Here is a 14,992-nt window from a genome sequence, read left to right as displayed (position 1 = left end):
ATGCCAGGAAAGAAAGACGACGGGGGCTGATGAAATGGCGGGGACTCCGCAACTATGGTTGCCGCAAGAAGAAGGGACAAGTGCACTGCTTCGCGTGTCCGGGCTCAAGCGGACGTTCGGGCGGGGAACTGCTGCGACGACCGTGCTTCAGGGCGTCGAGCTTTCAATCGAAGCGGGAAAGCTGGTCGCATTGAAGGGGCGCTCAGGCTCTGGCAAGACAACGCTGCTCAACCTGTTGGCGGCGCTGGATACTCCAACTGAGGGAAGCGTCCGTTTCGATGGACAGGCACTAAACGAACTGTCCGACAAGGCGCGCGGTGAAGTGCGGCGCAGACGAATGGGGCTTATCTTCCAATCCTTTGCCTTGTTCCCGCTAATGTCGGCTTACGAGAACGTCGAGTTCGCGATGCGGATTGCGGGCGTCGCTGCAAGCGGAAGGAAAGAGGCAGCGGAACAAGCGCTGGATTTCGTTGGCCTTAAGCCGCGCATGCACCATCGGCCCTTTGAGATGTCTGGCGGGGAGCAGCAGCGGACCGCAATTGCACGGGCCATTGCGCACAAGCCGAAGCTGCTGCTGGCGGATGAGCCCACAGCGGAGCTGGATAGCCGAACGGGCTTGCATATTCTCAGCGTGCTCAGGGGGCTCGTTAAGGAAGCTGGAATGACCGTCATTATGACCACGCACGACCCGGCCATTATGGAGGTTGTCGACGAGGTGTATGAATTGGAGGATGGAATCATTGTTCAAGCTGCAAAACTCTAGACGAGCAGCGCTCGCGCTGCTCACAAGCCTGTCTCTGTTATCCGGCTGCTCGCTGCTCCCGAAGGAGGAAGCGCCCATCAAGCCGCCGCTCGTCAAGCCGGCGGAACAGAATTACTCCACTGCACTCGTTGAGAAAGGCGATATCCGCACCGAAATTCGGGGTGCCGGTTTTTTCGAGTCGACGGAAACCGATAATGCGCAATTCGTCTCGCAGGGCGGGCGTGTTGAGAAGGTTAACGTAAAGTCCGGCGATACGGTGAAGAAAGGTGATTTGCTGTTAAAGCTCGGAGTAGATGGAATGGATCTGCAGCTTTTGGAGCAGAAGCTAGCGCTTCAGAAAGCGGAATATGCGCTGAAGCAGTTGAAGCGAAATGCGGATGACCCCGATGCGATGCGTCTTGCCGAGCTGCAGCTGGATATCGAGAAGCTGAAGTATGACAAGCTCCAAGGAACCATTTCACGCAGCGAGCTGCGCGCTTCGATGGGTGGTCTCGTTGTTTTCGTCGAGGATCTGGAGCCGGGCGATACGGTTCAGCCTTACCAAACGCTCGTAACCGTGGTTAATCCGGATAAATTACGCTTTTCTTATCAATCTTCGGATACGGCTCTTATCCGTGAAGCCTCGGTCGGGATGAAAGCCGAGATCTCTACCAGCAAGACAAAGACGCTGGGCAAGGTCGTGCAGACGCCATCCACTGCGCCGGAGACGACGAACGAAGGTCTGGCCGAAAAGTACAAAAAAACACTCTACGTAGACATAGACAAGCTCCCTGAGGGGGCGAAGCTGGGCATGAGCGGTGATTTGGTCATCGTGCTGACTGAGCATAAGGATACGCTGGTCATTCCGAAGAGCGGCCTCCGTACTTACATGGGGCGTACTTTCGTCCGTGTGCTCGATAATAAAGCGCTGCGGGAAATCGATGTAGAGACGGGATTAATCTCTACGACGATGGTCGAAATTACGAAAGGCTTGGATGAAGGGCAAACGCTCGTACTGAATTGACGTTATTCCACAGTCCCACGTCTGAGAAGCAATTCATTTGACAGGAGCGGAGGCTTGCAGGTGGCTTTGTTGTCCATGATTTTTCGCAAAATGACGCAAAACAAGTGGCTGGAGGCCAGTCTGCTGATGGGGCTTATTATTACGGTTGGCCTCGTATCCAGCATTCCGATGTATACAGAAGCGATTCTCTCTCGCATGCTGATTAAAGAGCTGGAGAGCTCGCAGGGCAATAGCACTACCTATCCAGGCACGCTGTCAGCCCGTTTCGTCTACTCGTCCAGCGATGCGGACGGAAGGCTGCGGCAGAAGAACGCCAATGACAGCTTCGTCCGCAAGCAGGTTATTCCGTCTATGCCCGTTCCATTGCTCGCATCGACATACGATGTGCAATCACTGACGTATACGATGAAGCCTGACGGCAGGCAGCAGCAGTCGAGCAAGAAAACGTCGGACATTCGTTCCAAGCTGGTTGGTGTTGAAGGGCTGGAACAGCATATTAAGCTTGTTGACGGGCGGATGCCGGAGAAGAAGCCGGTCAATGGCGTTTACGAGGTGCTTGTAACCGAGAAAGGTCTGAACAATCTGCGCGCTGTGCTGGGTGCAGAGTTTACGTTGGAGGACAAGACGATATCGGATACGATTAAGATCAAGCCGGTAGGCGTATTTACGAAGCTTAATGATGACGATCTATTTTTCCAATCGACAGATTTGGGCACTTATACAAGCTCCGTACTCATTGACCGGGAACTGCTGGAGAATGACTTGCTTAATACGAAGAGACTACAGACGGGAGCCAGCGGCTGGTATTTGGTGCCAGACTACTCCAAGCTGGAGCTGCGCACGGTCGATCAATATTTGCATGCGGCAGCGCAGCTGAAACAACTCGTAGAAACAAGCTACAACTACGCTATGGATGCCAAGTATTTGAATGTCATCGACGCTTATTTCGAGCGCTCCAGCAGCTTGCGTATTCTGATGTGGTCGCTGAACGTGCCGGTGCTGGCTATGCTCGCTTTATACGTCTTTATGGTATCCAATCTTATTACGAACCGGCAGCGGACGGAAATCGCCGTCATTCGCAGCCGGGGTGCTTCACGCTTGCAGATCATGTTGTCCTATATGGCGGAATATGGCCTGCTCAGCATGCTGGCGGTTGCGGCAGGTCCGCCGCTAGGTTTGTTTCTCACTAGGGTACTGGGCTCCTCCAACGGCTTTATGTCCTTCGTTCAACGAACCGGCATCCGCGTTCATCTGAACAGTGAAGTCTATACGTATGCGATAATTACGGCATTAGCTGTATTCGCTATTATGCTGCTGCCGGCGCTGCAGGCGACCAGGGCGACAATTGTCGGTCATAAGCAGCAGATGGCCCGTATGGGAGGGACGCCTTTTTGGCATAAGCTGTTTCTGGATGTCATTGCACTGGCTATTGCGCTATATGGGTTAAGAGTGTTCCATACGCGCATGAAGTCGCTCCAAACGCTAGGCTTGACCGGAAGTGACTTGCATATAGATCCGCTGCAGTTCGCGGTTCCTGCGTTGTTCATTCTGGGCGGCGGCATGCTGCTGCTGCGGATCTACCCTTATTTTCTGCGGCTGGTCTATTGGTCGGGGAAGAAATGGTGGCCTCCTTCGATCTATGCCACGCTAATTCAAGTCGGACGCTCCAGTACCGGTTATCAGTTTCTGATGATATTTCTGATGATGACAATCGCCACAGGCATGTTCAGCGCGAGCGCAGCAAGAACGATCAACAGCAACAGTGAGGACCGGGTCCACTATGCAGCCGGTGCGGATGTCATCCTGCGGGCACAGTGGCCTAACGACAAGCCTTCCGATCAGGGGGGCGGCATGATGGGCGCTGGGCAATCGTCTGCGCCAGTGCCGGAAGTGATTCATTATGTAGAGCCTCCATTCGAGCCTTACACGAAATTGGAAGGCGTGGAACATACGGCAAGAGTATTTATTAAGCAAAAAGCTGCTTTTTCCAGCAATGGAGGCAGCGGAACCGCAAGGCTGATGGGGATCGACACCGATGAGTTCGGCATGACGTCCTGGTTTCGGAACGGCTTGCTGCCGTATCCGTTCTATGAGTACTTGAACGTGCTGGCACCGGCGCCGAATGCGGTGCTTATTTCCAAGACGCTGGCTGACAAAAGAGGCTTGAAGCAGGGCGACACGATCTATATCGGCTGGGAGGGTGTTAATCAGCAGCCATTTGTCGTCTATGCCATCGTAGACTATTTCCCGACATTCAGTCCGGTAGCGGATGGAAATAGCGAGCCTCCAATGCTGATTGTGGGTCATCGTCAGCAAATTCAGACCGTGCTCTCTATGGAACCTTATGAAGTATGGCTCAAGCTGAAGCCGGAGGCATCAGTGAGCGACTTGTATCGTAGCATCGAGAACAGCAAGCTGTCTTTGACGACGATTGATAATACGGGAGAAGCGATAAACAAGGCGAAGAGCGATCCGTTTCTAATGGCGGTGAACGGAGCGCTAACGTTAGGTTTCCTAATCTCGTTAGGGATCAGCTTTGTGGGCTTCCTGCTCTATTGGCTGCTCGTGCTGCGCGGAAGGATGCTGCAAAACGGTATTATGCGAGCTATGGGATTGTCACTGCGCCAGCTTCTGGGCATGCTGACCGTCGAGCAGCTTCTGACGTCCGGTGCAGCTGTTGGCATCGGCCTGTTAACCGGCTATATTACAAGCCGGCTGTTTGTTCCAGTGTTCCAGAATGCGTTCGATGCCAAGACGCTTGTACCGCCGTTTATCGTAACGGTAGACCCTACCGACTCCATCCGGATTTATATTTTCGTCGGTGTCATGCTGCTTATCGGGCTGTTTATTCTGGGTGTCATGCTGTCTCGGTTGAAAATACATCAGGCCATTAAGCTGGGGGAGGACTAACCATTGATTCACTGCGAAGGACTGGTCAAAATTTACAAAGCGGCGGATCTGGAAGTGTTCGCGCTTCAGGGTCTGGATCTTCATATAGAGGCCGGAGAGCTGATGGCGATTATCGGCAACAGCGGCAGCGGCAAGTCGACGCTGCTCAATATGCTGGGAGGGCTCGACCGCCCTACTGCCGGCAGCCTCTTCGTGGACGGCAAGGATTTGCTCAAATTCAGCGAGCGCGATTACGTCCGCTATAAGCGGGAAAGCGTCGGCTTTGTGTGGCAGAACAACGGACGTAATCTCATTCCTTATCTGACAGCGCAGCAAAATGTCGAGCTGCCGATTCTGCTGCAGGGGCGCCGCAAGAAGGAGCGGGCGCGTGAGCTGCTGGAGGCGGTTGGCCTTAGCCACCGCGCCCATAATAAGCTGCAGCAGCTGTCGGGCGGCGAGCAGCAGCGGGTTGCAATCGCTATTGCGCTGGCCAACCAGCCGCGCTTGCTGTTGGCCGATGAGCCGACAGGCTCGGTAGACAGCCGGATGGCGACGCAAATTTTGGAGCTGTTCCGGGAGCTCAACCGGACGCTTGGCCTAACTGTCGTTATCGTTACGCATGATCCTGAGCTTGCGCGCAAGGTGGATCGGGTGGTGGCGATTCGCGATGGCAAGATCTCATCCGAAATGCTGCGGAAAGGTTCGTACTTGTCTGAACTGGAGGCGATGGCTGAAGATGAAGCGGCAGCCAGGGAGACGCATGTGGAGTATGCCGTTCTCGACAAAGCCGGCCGCCTCCAGGTGCCTGCGGGCTACCTGGAAACGGCCGGCTTCAAAGATAAACGTAAAGTGCGGGTAGAGATGGAGAACGGGCGTATTGTGCTGTCGCCTCCGGAGGATGCCTGACTGCTGGCTAGTAAAGCCTATTTCTCGATTGCCGTTGTCGCCGCTGGCGGCAGCGGCAATTTGATTTCGACAATGGTTCCGACATCCAGCTGGCTTTTGAAATTCATGCTGCCTTTATGGTTGTCGATAATTTGCTGACTCACCATCAGCCCAAGTCCTGTGCCTTCTTCTTTGCGGGTGAAGAAAGGCTCGCACAGCCGGCTCAAATCCGGCTCGGCAATACCGCTGCCTTGGTCTGTAATCCGAATGAGAATGCCTTCAGGCGGTGCGTAACGCAGCTCGATCGTCAATTCTCCGCCGCTTGGCATGGACTCAATGCCGTTCTTCATGACATTCAGAAACACTTGCTTCAACTGATTGACTTCGCCCATCACGAGCGGAACTTGCTCGTCCAGATAGGTGACAAGCTGAACATTGTTGAAATTGGCTTCGGAGTCAAGCAGCATGACGATATCGCGCAGTGTATCGCGGACATTGATCAATTGAAAATGGACAGCCTGCGGCTTGGCGACGACAAGAAATTCGCTGACGATAAAGTTGATCCGGTCAAGCTCCGCCAGCATAATGTCGAAGTAGGCCGGGGTCAGCTTCTCGTTCTGCTGCAGCAATTGGACGAAGCCCCGCAGCGTCGTTAGCGGATTGCGTACCTCGTGGGCGACGCCCGCTGCAAGCTGTCCGACGACGGAGAGCTTTTCCGAGCGGCGCAGCACTTCTTCCGTATGCTTTCTCGCCGTTATATTCCGGGAAATAGTGGCGATCGCAACGATGTCTCCGGATTCATTCCGAATTGGCGAGATCGTCAGACTCACATCGATGGGGTTGCCGTTTTTACTATAACGGACGGTTTCCTGGTCTGTGATGGAGCCGCCATTTTTCACAATATCAAGCACCTTCTGAAACTCCTCGTGATATTCTTCCGGGACATTGTCCAGCCTCCTTCCCAGTGCTTCCGGCTCACTCCAGCCATAGATGGTCTCGAACGCTTTGTTAATCTGAATGAGATAGCCCGATAAATCCGATACATGGATGGCATCTGAGGTATGGTTGACGAATGATTCCAAGTACTGCTTCGTATGGCGGATTTCCTCGGTAGCGTCTTTGAGCTGCGTCGTGTAGGTTTGCAGATTATGGCTCATCGTGTTGACCCGCGAAGCGAGCAGGCCAAGCTCGTCGCTGCTGGTCACCGCCACCTGCACGCCGAAATTGCCTTGCGCAATTTCATTGACCTTGCTTAAAATCTGGTTCAACGAGCGGATAATGAAGGCGGCCAAAAAAGAGCTGGCAGCTGCCGTGAACAAGATCAGCCCAAGCGAAATCATCGCTTGCACAGATAACTGGCGAAGAAGCGTATTCTGAATCGTGCCTAGATCAAAGGTAATGCCAATGACAGTCGTGCTTTGGCCGACAATGGGAACGAAGCTTTTCAATACCTCTCGCCCGTTGATATGGTCTCTCGCCGTCACGACTCCCCCAGTAGATTCAGCCAGCAAAATATTCTCATTGTCGTGGCGGCCGATAAAGTCGTTATTGCCGAAAATAACGCTGCGAACGTCAAGGTTGTATATAGGCATTCCCTTTTTAATTTTGATAATCGGCTTTTTTGCCGACGAAATCGGTATTGAAGCCGGTCACTTCAAGAATCGAAGAATTGTCCTTCAGCACCTGAGCTGCGATCGCTTCACTGCCGCTTGTCTGTTCAAATTTCAAAAAGACGTCGGCGTTGATAAACGGATTGATCATATAATTTGTCGTACCGTCATAATAGCTGCCCCATTTATTAACGCGTGAAGGGTTGGAGGTTGCATAATTAATAGGGCCAGACCAGAAGTGGCCCAGCTTTTGTCCTTCTTTTATCGAGACAGGCTTAAGGTCAAACAGCTGGTTGAATGCGGTATACCAATACCCCCAGGTTTTCGAGCTGATGTTGAGCTCTGCCGGATCGGATGATTTTGCCGCAACGATATCATCCCTGGTCCTTACCCATAGCGTAATGTCATCGACGCCGAGCTGTTTGCTGAGCGTCTCGAGCTGTTCGTTGCTGACATTGGCGATATCCGGATCAAGCTGGTTTTGAGCGGCAATCGCTGCCAGGCGGAGCTTCTCGCCCAGACTGCTCTCGATTAGGCGCCGGGATTGCTGGGCTGTATCCATCGATTGTCCGATTTGCTTAGCGATGACGAGCATCTGCTGCTCGGCATTCGATTGCAGCTCGACCTTGGAGTTGAAATAGTAGATAGATATATTGAGAAGCAGAACGACGGTTACCGTTATAGAGATAAACCATGCTAGCTTAGCTTTGATCGACAAAAGTCTTCCCTCCCGGATGTTCATGTTCGTGATCGCTTCTTCATTTTATTTGACGTCAAAGGCTGGAAATCCTTGTTGTAAGGGTAATTTATAGGCAGGTTCGATAGAATGATCCAATCGGTCTAAAATTGATAAAGCGCAAAGAAGCGCATCCTGCGGCAAAATAGCCTGCTGGATGCGCTTCCTTGTGAGATAAAACCGGTAGGCGGCTTTATTTTGCAGAGAATTATTCCTCTTTTCGATTGCGAACGATGAGGATAAGAGCTCCGATTGCGACGAATGCGATAGCCATAAACGGCCGGAGATGCGTCATACTGTTCAGGAATGCGCCAAGCGAGAATACGGCGAAGAACAGGAGCGAGAGCACCGTTAGAATGTTGATCGGGATGAGCAGCCATTTGTTGCGATTGCCGAACCAATAAAATTCGAAGAGTCCCACTGCTACGGCCAGAATGTAGCCCGGCCACATGTACTTCCAGTTATCGAAGAGCATGGCGATCTGGGAGACGAAGCCGGCCATGAACAGTATGCCGCCTGGAATGAGCATGCCGACGCCTTTGCGGCCCGTCATCGAGAAGTACATCCAGTGGAAGAACAAGCCAAGCGGAATGACGAACATTGTGGGCCAGAAATAAGCGAATAGATTTCCTGGACCGAAGGAAGTGCCTTGATTGAGGAAAAGATAGGCGCCAAACAAAATAAGTACGGGACCGAGTATCGTCCTTTTAGTCATGCGAGGTAGACTCCTTTGCTTCATTAGTTTGCATTGTTGTTTTTCATCGTGCTGTTCTGCTGTTGAATTAAGCATAACATAGCCGTCTTGGCGCTGTCCTCGTCCTCTGGGTATTCCATGAACTAGACTAAAGTCTAGCTTTGAGGGTGTCGAAAAAAGCCTCTTAGTGTCTAATGAAAGAGGGAGCTTCCGCAATTTACAAATAAGAGGGTTCATTAGGCAAAAGCTCTTACATTCCGACAATTTACACCTCTTGTTATCTGCTTTGAAAGCGCTACAATTATAAGTAATCAAGACTAGGAGGTGATAACGATGAGCCAAGAGGAAGAAGTTGTACAAGCGGTAGAAGAGGTAGTTGAAGCAGCAGTTGAAGAAGCTGCGGCTGAAGAAGTTGTAGAAGAAGCTGTTGAGGCTGAGGAAGCCGAAGCAGTAGAGGAAGAAGCGGAAGCAGCTGCTGAAGAAGCAGCGGTTGCGGAAGAAGAATCGGCAGCGGCAGCTGACGAAGCATCTGAGGGAGAAACGGAATAATGATTGCGGTCATTTTAAATAGTAATATTAACCGTCCCCTTCGATCTGAAGGGGATTAGTTGCGTTATTCTATACAGTTCAAGGAAAAAAGAGAAATGTAACGCGCTAAGCCGTATATATATCAAAACCTAATACTAGGAGGCGGCTGGCATGAAAAGCATTAAACCGGGCAGAGGTCCATCTGCTATGGGGGCGGCAGGCAGTATTGGCTCCGTTATTTTCGGAATTTTATGGACGATTATCGCGTTTTCAATAACGAGAGATGCACCGTTTCCGCTGGTCGGCATCATTTTTCCGTTGTTTGGCGTTGTTTTCGTCATAACGGGAATATTCCAGGCAGTTGTTCATTATAAGAATGCGACGGGAAAAAACCGAATGTCGATCGTCGATATCGTTGATGCCGACGAGGAGTCTGATCCGCTTGATCGCTATTATCGTAAGGGCTCCAAGGAAGGCCGGGATTCGCTCGCCTCAGCAGCACCGGATGGCATCAAGAAATTTTGTCCCTATTGCGGAAACCGTCTGGCATCGGCGGACTATGAATATTGTCCGCAATGCGGCAAACCGTTATAGGGATGAAATATTGTCCGCGTGCGGCAAACCGTTATAGGGAAGAACTTTTGTCCGCGTGCGGCAAACCGTTAGAATAAACGAGCTGTCACCGATGCGGGTTGCAAGCAGGCTTGTCGCTGATGTATGCTCTTTAATAAATATAAGAACAGATAAGTTTGTTTAAGAAGAAGGAGAACCACCAGATGATTACGATAAAGACAGCTGCAGAAATTAACCGGATGCATGAAGCGGGAAAAATATTGGCGGAATGCCACCGTCAAATCGCCAACCTGATTGAGCCGGGCATTACATCCCATGAAATCGACCAGTTTGTAGAAAAGCTGCTGAAGCAGCATGGCGCTACGCCAGAGCAAAAGGGCTACAAAGGTTACCCTTACGCGACGTGCGCGTCGGTGAACGATGTCATTTGCCACGGCTTTCCGAGGAAGGAGAAGCTGAACGCCGGTGACATCGTTACGATTGATATGGTCGTGAACCTGAACGGCTGGCTGGCGGACTCCGCTTGGTCTTACGCCGTCGGCGAAGTGTCGGAGGAGGCAGACCGCCTTCTGCGCGTAACGAAGGAATCGCTGTACAAGGGCATTGAGCAAGCCGTTGCAGGCAACCGGATTGGCGATGTATCGCATGCGATTCAAGTCTATGCGGAGTCGGAAGGCTTCTCCGTCGTACGCGATTTCATCGGTCACGGCATCGGGCAAGTGATGCATGAGGACCCGCAGGTTCCGCATTACGGTCCGCCGAACAAAGGCCCGCGCATTAAAGAAGGAATGGTGTTCACGATCGAGCCGATGCTTAACGTTGGCACCTACTTGACGAAGATCGATTCGGACGGTTGGACCGCGCGGACGAGAGACGGCAAGCTTTCGGCGCAATACGAGCATACAATTGCAATTACAGCAGACGGTCCGATTATTCTGACCGCTCAATAAGAAGGAAGAAAAACCGCCTCACGGCTTTGTAAATGATCGGAAAGACCGATCGTTGGCCGTGTGGCGGTTTTTTTGGCGATGCTATCGGTTTGACGGGAATGGGCGGAGCGAGTTACGCTATCGGTACAATCAAGCAAGCGCATTCATTCCGCATTGCTGAACGCCAGACAAGGCGGTGCAAATGTTGGGCGAAGGGGACGGGCGGACGAACAGGGGAGCAGGAGCATGACGGAACAAGGCAGGGCAAGCCGGCGCAACGTGGGCATATTTGCGCATGTGGACGCGGGCAAGACGACAACGACGGAGCATATGCTCTATTTGAGCGGGCGAACGCGGGCGCTTGGCAGCGTCGATGCGGGGACGGCGCTGACAGATTGGATGGAGGTCGAGCGGGAGCGCGGTATTTCGGTCCGTGCTGCGACCACTTCCTGCACCTGGAAAGGCGCAAGCATTAACATCGTCGATACCCCGGGGCATGTCGACTTTCTGTCCGAGGTGGAGCGCTCTCTGCGGGTGATGGACGGGGCGGTGCTCATCGTGTCCGCGGTGGAGGGCGTGCAGGCACAGACGGAAATGATCTGGAACGCGCTGCGCAAGCTGCGGATTCCGACCGTCATCTATGTGAATAAAATGGACCGGATCGGCACAGACCGCGAAGCGGTGCTGCATAGCATTCACAGCTATTTGACGAGGGATGCGGTCGAGATGCAGCAGCCGCTGGGCAGCGAGCAGCAGTTTGCGGGCAGCGCAGATTTATGGACTGTATCTGAGTTGGAGCGGACAGCGCTTATAGAAGCGGTCGCCGAACGCGATGAAGAGCTGCTGCTTCGCTATGTTGCAGGGGAAGATATGCCGCTTGCGGAATGGAAGGAGCAGGCGGCGGTGCTATCGAGACAAAGCAAGCTATTCCCCGTCTTGTATGGCGCGTCGGGCAAGGGGATCGGGATCGAGGCTCTGCTGGATGCGATTCTGCATTATTTGCCGGAGCCGGGCGGTGACCGGAACGCGCCTTTGTCCGGCATTGTGTTCAAGATCGAACGGGACAAAACGATGGGACGGATGGCGTATGTCCGCCTCTACGACGGGGCGATGAGCAATCGCGATGTGGTTCGCAACGCCACGCAAAACGTCGACGAAAAGGTAACGCAAATCCGCAAAGTCGAAGGCGGCCGTTCGGAGGATCTAGGCCAGCTGGAGGCGGGAGATATTGCTGCGGTATGCGGGATGTCACATGTGCGGATCGGCGACATACTGGGTGTGGCAGACGCGGTGCCGGAGGAGGTGCGGCTGGCCGTGCCGCTGTTGACCGTACAGGCGCATTGGCCGGATGAGCAGCAATATCCGGCAGTGGTGAGCGCGCTGCAGGAGCTGTCCGATGAAGATCCGCTGCTCGACGTCCAGTGGCTGCAGGATGAACGGGAGCTGCATGTGAAGGTAATGGGACCGATCCAGCTGGAAATTTTAACGACGGTGCTTGCTGCCCGTTACGGTCTGGATGTGCGGTTCGGACAGCCGTCGATCATTTATAAGGAAACACCGCGTCAAGCGGGAGAGGGCTACGTCGCTTATTTGATGCCGAAGCCATGCTGGGCCATATTGCGGTTCCGCTTGGAGCCGGGGGAGCGAGGCAGCGGTGTAAAGTACGAAGCATTTGTAAGATCTGAAGATTTGCTGCCGCAATACCAGAATGAGGTGGCACGCCGGGTTCCAGAGGCGCTGCAGCAGGGACTCCGCGGCTGGGAAGTCGTCGATCTGAAGGTGACGCTAATCGAAGGCCAGCATCATGTATGGCATACGCATCCGCTTGATTTTGCGGTAGCCACCCCTATGGGCATTATGAACGGTCTTGCCTCTGTCGGGACTAAGCTGCTTGAGCCTGTGCTGCATTTTCGGATCGTCGTACCGGAAGAAAACGGCGGGCGCGTGATGAACGATCTGTCGATGATGCGAGGAAGCTTTGACGCGCCTGTATTGCAAGGTGACCGTATGCTTATAGAGGGCAGGGTGCCTGCGGCTACCTCGCTGTCCTATTCAGTGGAACTGAATTCGCTGACGAAGGGCAGGGGGACGATGGCTACTTTTTTCGCCGGGTATGAGGAATGTCCTGCGGATGTGGAAGCCGAAAGGGTGCGCAGAGGTGTCAATCCGCTCGACCAGTCCAAATATATTTTGAGCGTGCGCAAGGCATTGCAGGGATAGCCGCTAGTCTTTTGCTTAGAGGAATAATTGGACAAGCAGCGTGCCCGCCGATAGGAGTACTGTCGTAATGGACACAGCGGCTAATGGCCGGAGCGCTTTTGCCCGAACAGCCTTCAGATCAACGTTGAGGCCAAGACCGACCATAGCCATCGCCAGAAGGAAGGTTGCCGCTTGTGCCAGAAGCTTCAAGACAGAGTCGGAAATTGCGAAAGCGGTATGGGCGGAAAAGGTGCCAAAGGCGCTCATTGCCATAAAGCCAAGCAGAAACCAAGGGAACGTGATTTTGGCTGCGGCCTTCCCTTTGCCTTTGTTTGTGCGTTTCATGATGAGAATAAGCGCGAAGCTAAGCGGGATAAGCATGAAGACGCGTGCCAGCTTAGCGAGCAGCCCCATGACAACAGCGTCTTCGCCAGCGGGCTGAGCCGCTAAGGCAACATGGGCGATCTCATGCAGACTGATTCCAGCCCAAGCGCCATATTGTTCTGCGCTGAGCGGCAGCAGCGGCTGGAGCAGCGTATAGCCTACGGCAGTAATGGTGCCGATGAGGGCGATGAGACCAGCTCCGATGGCGGTGTCGCCGTCACGGGATTTCAGAATAGGCGATACGGCGGCAATGGCTGCTGCGCCGCAAATGCCAGTGCCAATGCCAAGCAGCAGAGAAAGGGAAAAGTCGGCTTTCAGCCGCCGTGCAAGCCAGACTGTAAGGCCAATCGCGAAGAGGGCGACGATCGCAGCTTGCAACAGCAGCCCCCAGCCTTGCTGGAGCACAGTGCCGATGTTAAGCCGCAGGCCAAATAAAATGATAGCAAACCGAAGCAACTGCTTGGAGGCAAGCTGAATACCCCTTCGCCATTGCTCGGGATAACCGAATAGCTGGCGGTAAATGACGGCTACGCCGATAGCCAGCGCCATCTGGCCTAACCGGTTGAAGCCTGGCAGCAGGGATAGGCCGTAAGCGGCCGCGGCAATGATAATGGTAAAGGCGAGACCGCCGAGCCATTCTTTTAGACGAAGCATATTGCCGTAGTGGCGGCGGTTCTGTTTTTCATGACGATAGGGAAGGGCGTTATCAGATAGAGTACGCATGAGCTGTTCACCTCTTCTTGTTGTATGATGTTGGGCTATCGTTTCGTTGGTATGAATTAAGCTTAATTGAATAGCTATCATAAGAAAAATAAATAGTTCTAATTGTTATAATAATGATATGGTTATTATAAATGCTTGAATGTTGGGGGGCGCGAGGATTGGATCAATCTATGCTCGTATTTATAGCGGTTGCGGAGAAGATGAACTTCACGAGGGCTGCTGAGGCGCTTCATATGACGCAGCCTGCAGTGAGCCAGCATATTCAAGCGCTGGAGAGCGAGATGGGCACAAAGCTGCTGGAGCGCAGCAACAAGTATGTCCGGCTGAACGAAGCAGGGAGGATTGTCTATCGGCATGGGAAAGAGATTGCCGGATTGTACACAAGCATGCAGAGTCTGGTCCATGATCTAATGAATGAGGCAAGTGGGACCTTGGCGATCGGGGCCAGCTATACTTTTGGCGAATATGCGCTCCCTCATACCATTGCCTATTTGCAGCGTCATTACCCGGAAATCAAGCCGACGATTACGATCAGCAATTCGAAAGAGATTGCCGAGCTGGTCGCGGGCAGGCAGCTTGATATCGGCATTGTAGAGGGTGAGCTACAACATGGAAATGGGAGGCTGCATGTAGAGCCTTTTGCGAAGGATCGGATGTATATTATTGCTTCCTCCGCTCATCCCGCCTTGGGAGAGGCAGAGGATGTAACAGCAGCCCAGCTTCAAGATCAGACATGGATCGTTCGGGAAGAAGGCTCTGGCACTCGTGAGGCTACGGAGCGAATGTTCAGTGACAACGGGCTGCAATCTCCTGCAACAATGGAGTTTGGCAGCACGCAGATTATTAAGGAGTCGGTGGAAGCGGGCTTAGGGATTACGCTGCTGTCTCATTGGGCGGTACGCAAGGAAATTAAGCTGGGTACGTTAAATAGGCTGACCCTGGAGGGCCAGCCTGTAGAAAGAGAGTTCTCGCTTGTTCGGATTGACGATCAGCTGCAGACGAAAGCGCTGCAGGTTTTTCTAGAAATATTGCGCGCTCATCAGGGGCTGCCTGAGCTGGAATAGGCTAGTCCGTTT

Annotated in this window: 13 protein-coding genes; 9 read left to right on the top strand and 4 right to left on the bottom strand. The window is 53.1% G+C overall.

From position 1 onward, the window contains the following. Positions 1-34 precede the first annotated feature (34 nt). The 4 genes from TY10_RS23455 (at position 35) to TY10_RS23440 (ending at position 5,561) form a co-directional block, all read left to right on the top strand. Positions 35-763, top strand: a complete 729-nt coding sequence (locus TY10_RS23455; protein ID WP_042169028.1) for an ABC transporter ATP-binding protein — start codon at positions 35-37, stop codon at positions 761-763. Then, on the top strand, positions 741-1,766 hold the full coding sequence (locus TY10_RS23450; RefSeq protein WP_042169025.1) for an efflux RND transporter periplasmic adaptor subunit: 1,026 nt from the start codon (positions 741-743) through the stop codon (positions 1,764-1,766). Before TY10_RS23455 ends, TY10_RS23450 begins: the two co-directional genes overlap by 23 nt. Positions 1,767-1,841: 75 nt before the next feature. Then, a complete protein-coding gene (locus TY10_RS23445; RefSeq protein ID WP_081735455.1) occupies positions 1,842-4,676 on the top strand; it encodes an ABC transporter permease in 2,835 nt (944 codons plus the stop codon). A gap of 3 nt (positions 4,677-4,679) precedes the next feature. Beyond that, positions 4,680-5,561: an ABC transporter ATP-binding protein gene (locus TY10_RS23440; RefSeq protein WP_042169019.1), complete on the top strand. Its 882-nt coding sequence runs from the start codon at positions 4,680-4,682 to the stop codon at positions 5,559-5,561. Positions 5,562-5,578: 17 nt separating this feature from the next. Here the strand turns inward: TY10_RS23440 and TY10_RS23435 are convergent, their stop codons facing one another. From TY10_RS23435 to TY10_RS23430, 3 genes are all read right to left on the bottom strand, one after another. Continuing rightward, complete coding sequence (locus TY10_RS23435) at positions 5,579-7,132, bottom strand: ATP-binding protein (RefSeq protein WP_238327944.1); 1,554 nt, start codon at positions 7,130-7,132, stop codon at positions 5,579-5,581. Positions 7,133-7,139: 7 nt separating this feature from the next. Further along, positions 7,140-7,868 (bottom strand): hypothetical protein, encoded by a 729-nt coding sequence (locus tag TY10_RS31860; protein WP_238327938.1) that lies wholly within the window; start codon positions 7,866-7,868, stop codon positions 7,140-7,142. A gap of 226 nt (positions 7,869-8,094) precedes the next feature. Further along, positions 8,095-8,601, bottom strand: a complete 507-nt coding sequence (locus TY10_RS23430; protein WP_042169015.1) for a hypothetical protein — start codon at positions 8,599-8,601, stop codon at positions 8,095-8,097. A gap of 312 nt (positions 8,602-8,913) precedes the next feature. Between TY10_RS23430 and TY10_RS23425 the strand changes: the two genes are divergently transcribed. From TY10_RS23425 to TY10_RS23410, 4 genes are all read left to right on the top strand, one after another. Next, positions 8,914-9,129: a hypothetical protein gene (locus tag TY10_RS23425; protein WP_042169012.1), complete on the top strand. Its 216-nt coding sequence runs from the start codon at positions 8,914-8,916 to the stop codon at positions 9,127-9,129. 150 nt (positions 9,130-9,279) lie between these two features. Beyond that, positions 9,280-9,702, top strand: coding sequence for a zinc ribbon domain-containing protein (locus tag TY10_RS23420; protein ID WP_042169009.1), 423 nt, complete (start codon positions 9,280-9,282; stop codon positions 9,700-9,702). Positions 9,703-9,884: 182 nt separating this feature from the next. After that, positions 9,885-10,631 (top strand): type I methionyl aminopeptidase, encoded by a 747-nt coding sequence (gene map / locus TY10_RS23415; protein ID WP_042169006.1) that lies wholly within the window; start codon positions 9,885-9,887, stop codon positions 10,629-10,631. Positions 10,632-10,856: 225 nt separating this feature from the next. Continuing rightward, complete coding sequence (locus TY10_RS23410; protein ID WP_042169003.1) at positions 10,857-12,830, top strand: GTP-binding protein; 1,974 nt, start codon at positions 10,857-10,859, stop codon at positions 12,828-12,830. A gap of 15 nt (positions 12,831-12,845) precedes the next feature. Here the strand turns inward: TY10_RS23410 and TY10_RS23405 are convergent, their stop codons facing one another. Beyond that, a complete protein-coding gene (locus TY10_RS23405; protein WP_042169060.1) occupies positions 12,846-13,847 on the bottom strand; it encodes a YeiH family protein in 1,002 nt (333 codons plus the stop codon). Between the two features lie 227 nt (positions 13,848-14,074). On the opposite strand from TY10_RS23405, the gene TY10_RS23400 reads away from it, so the two are divergent. Further along, complete coding sequence (locus TY10_RS23400; protein WP_042169000.1) at positions 14,075-14,980, top strand: LysR family transcriptional regulator; 906 nt, start codon at positions 14,075-14,077, stop codon at positions 14,978-14,980. The last annotated feature ends 12 nt before the right edge of the window (positions 14,981-14,992 follow it).

This window comes from Paenibacillus gorillae (assembly GCF_000513275.1).
GTDB classification, from domain to species: Bacteria; Bacillota; Bacilli; order Paenibacillales; family Paenibacillaceae; genus Pristimantibacillus; species Pristimantibacillus gorillae.
Note: the sequence above shows the minus strand (reverse complement) of the source record. Positions and strands in the feature narration are given on the sequence as shown.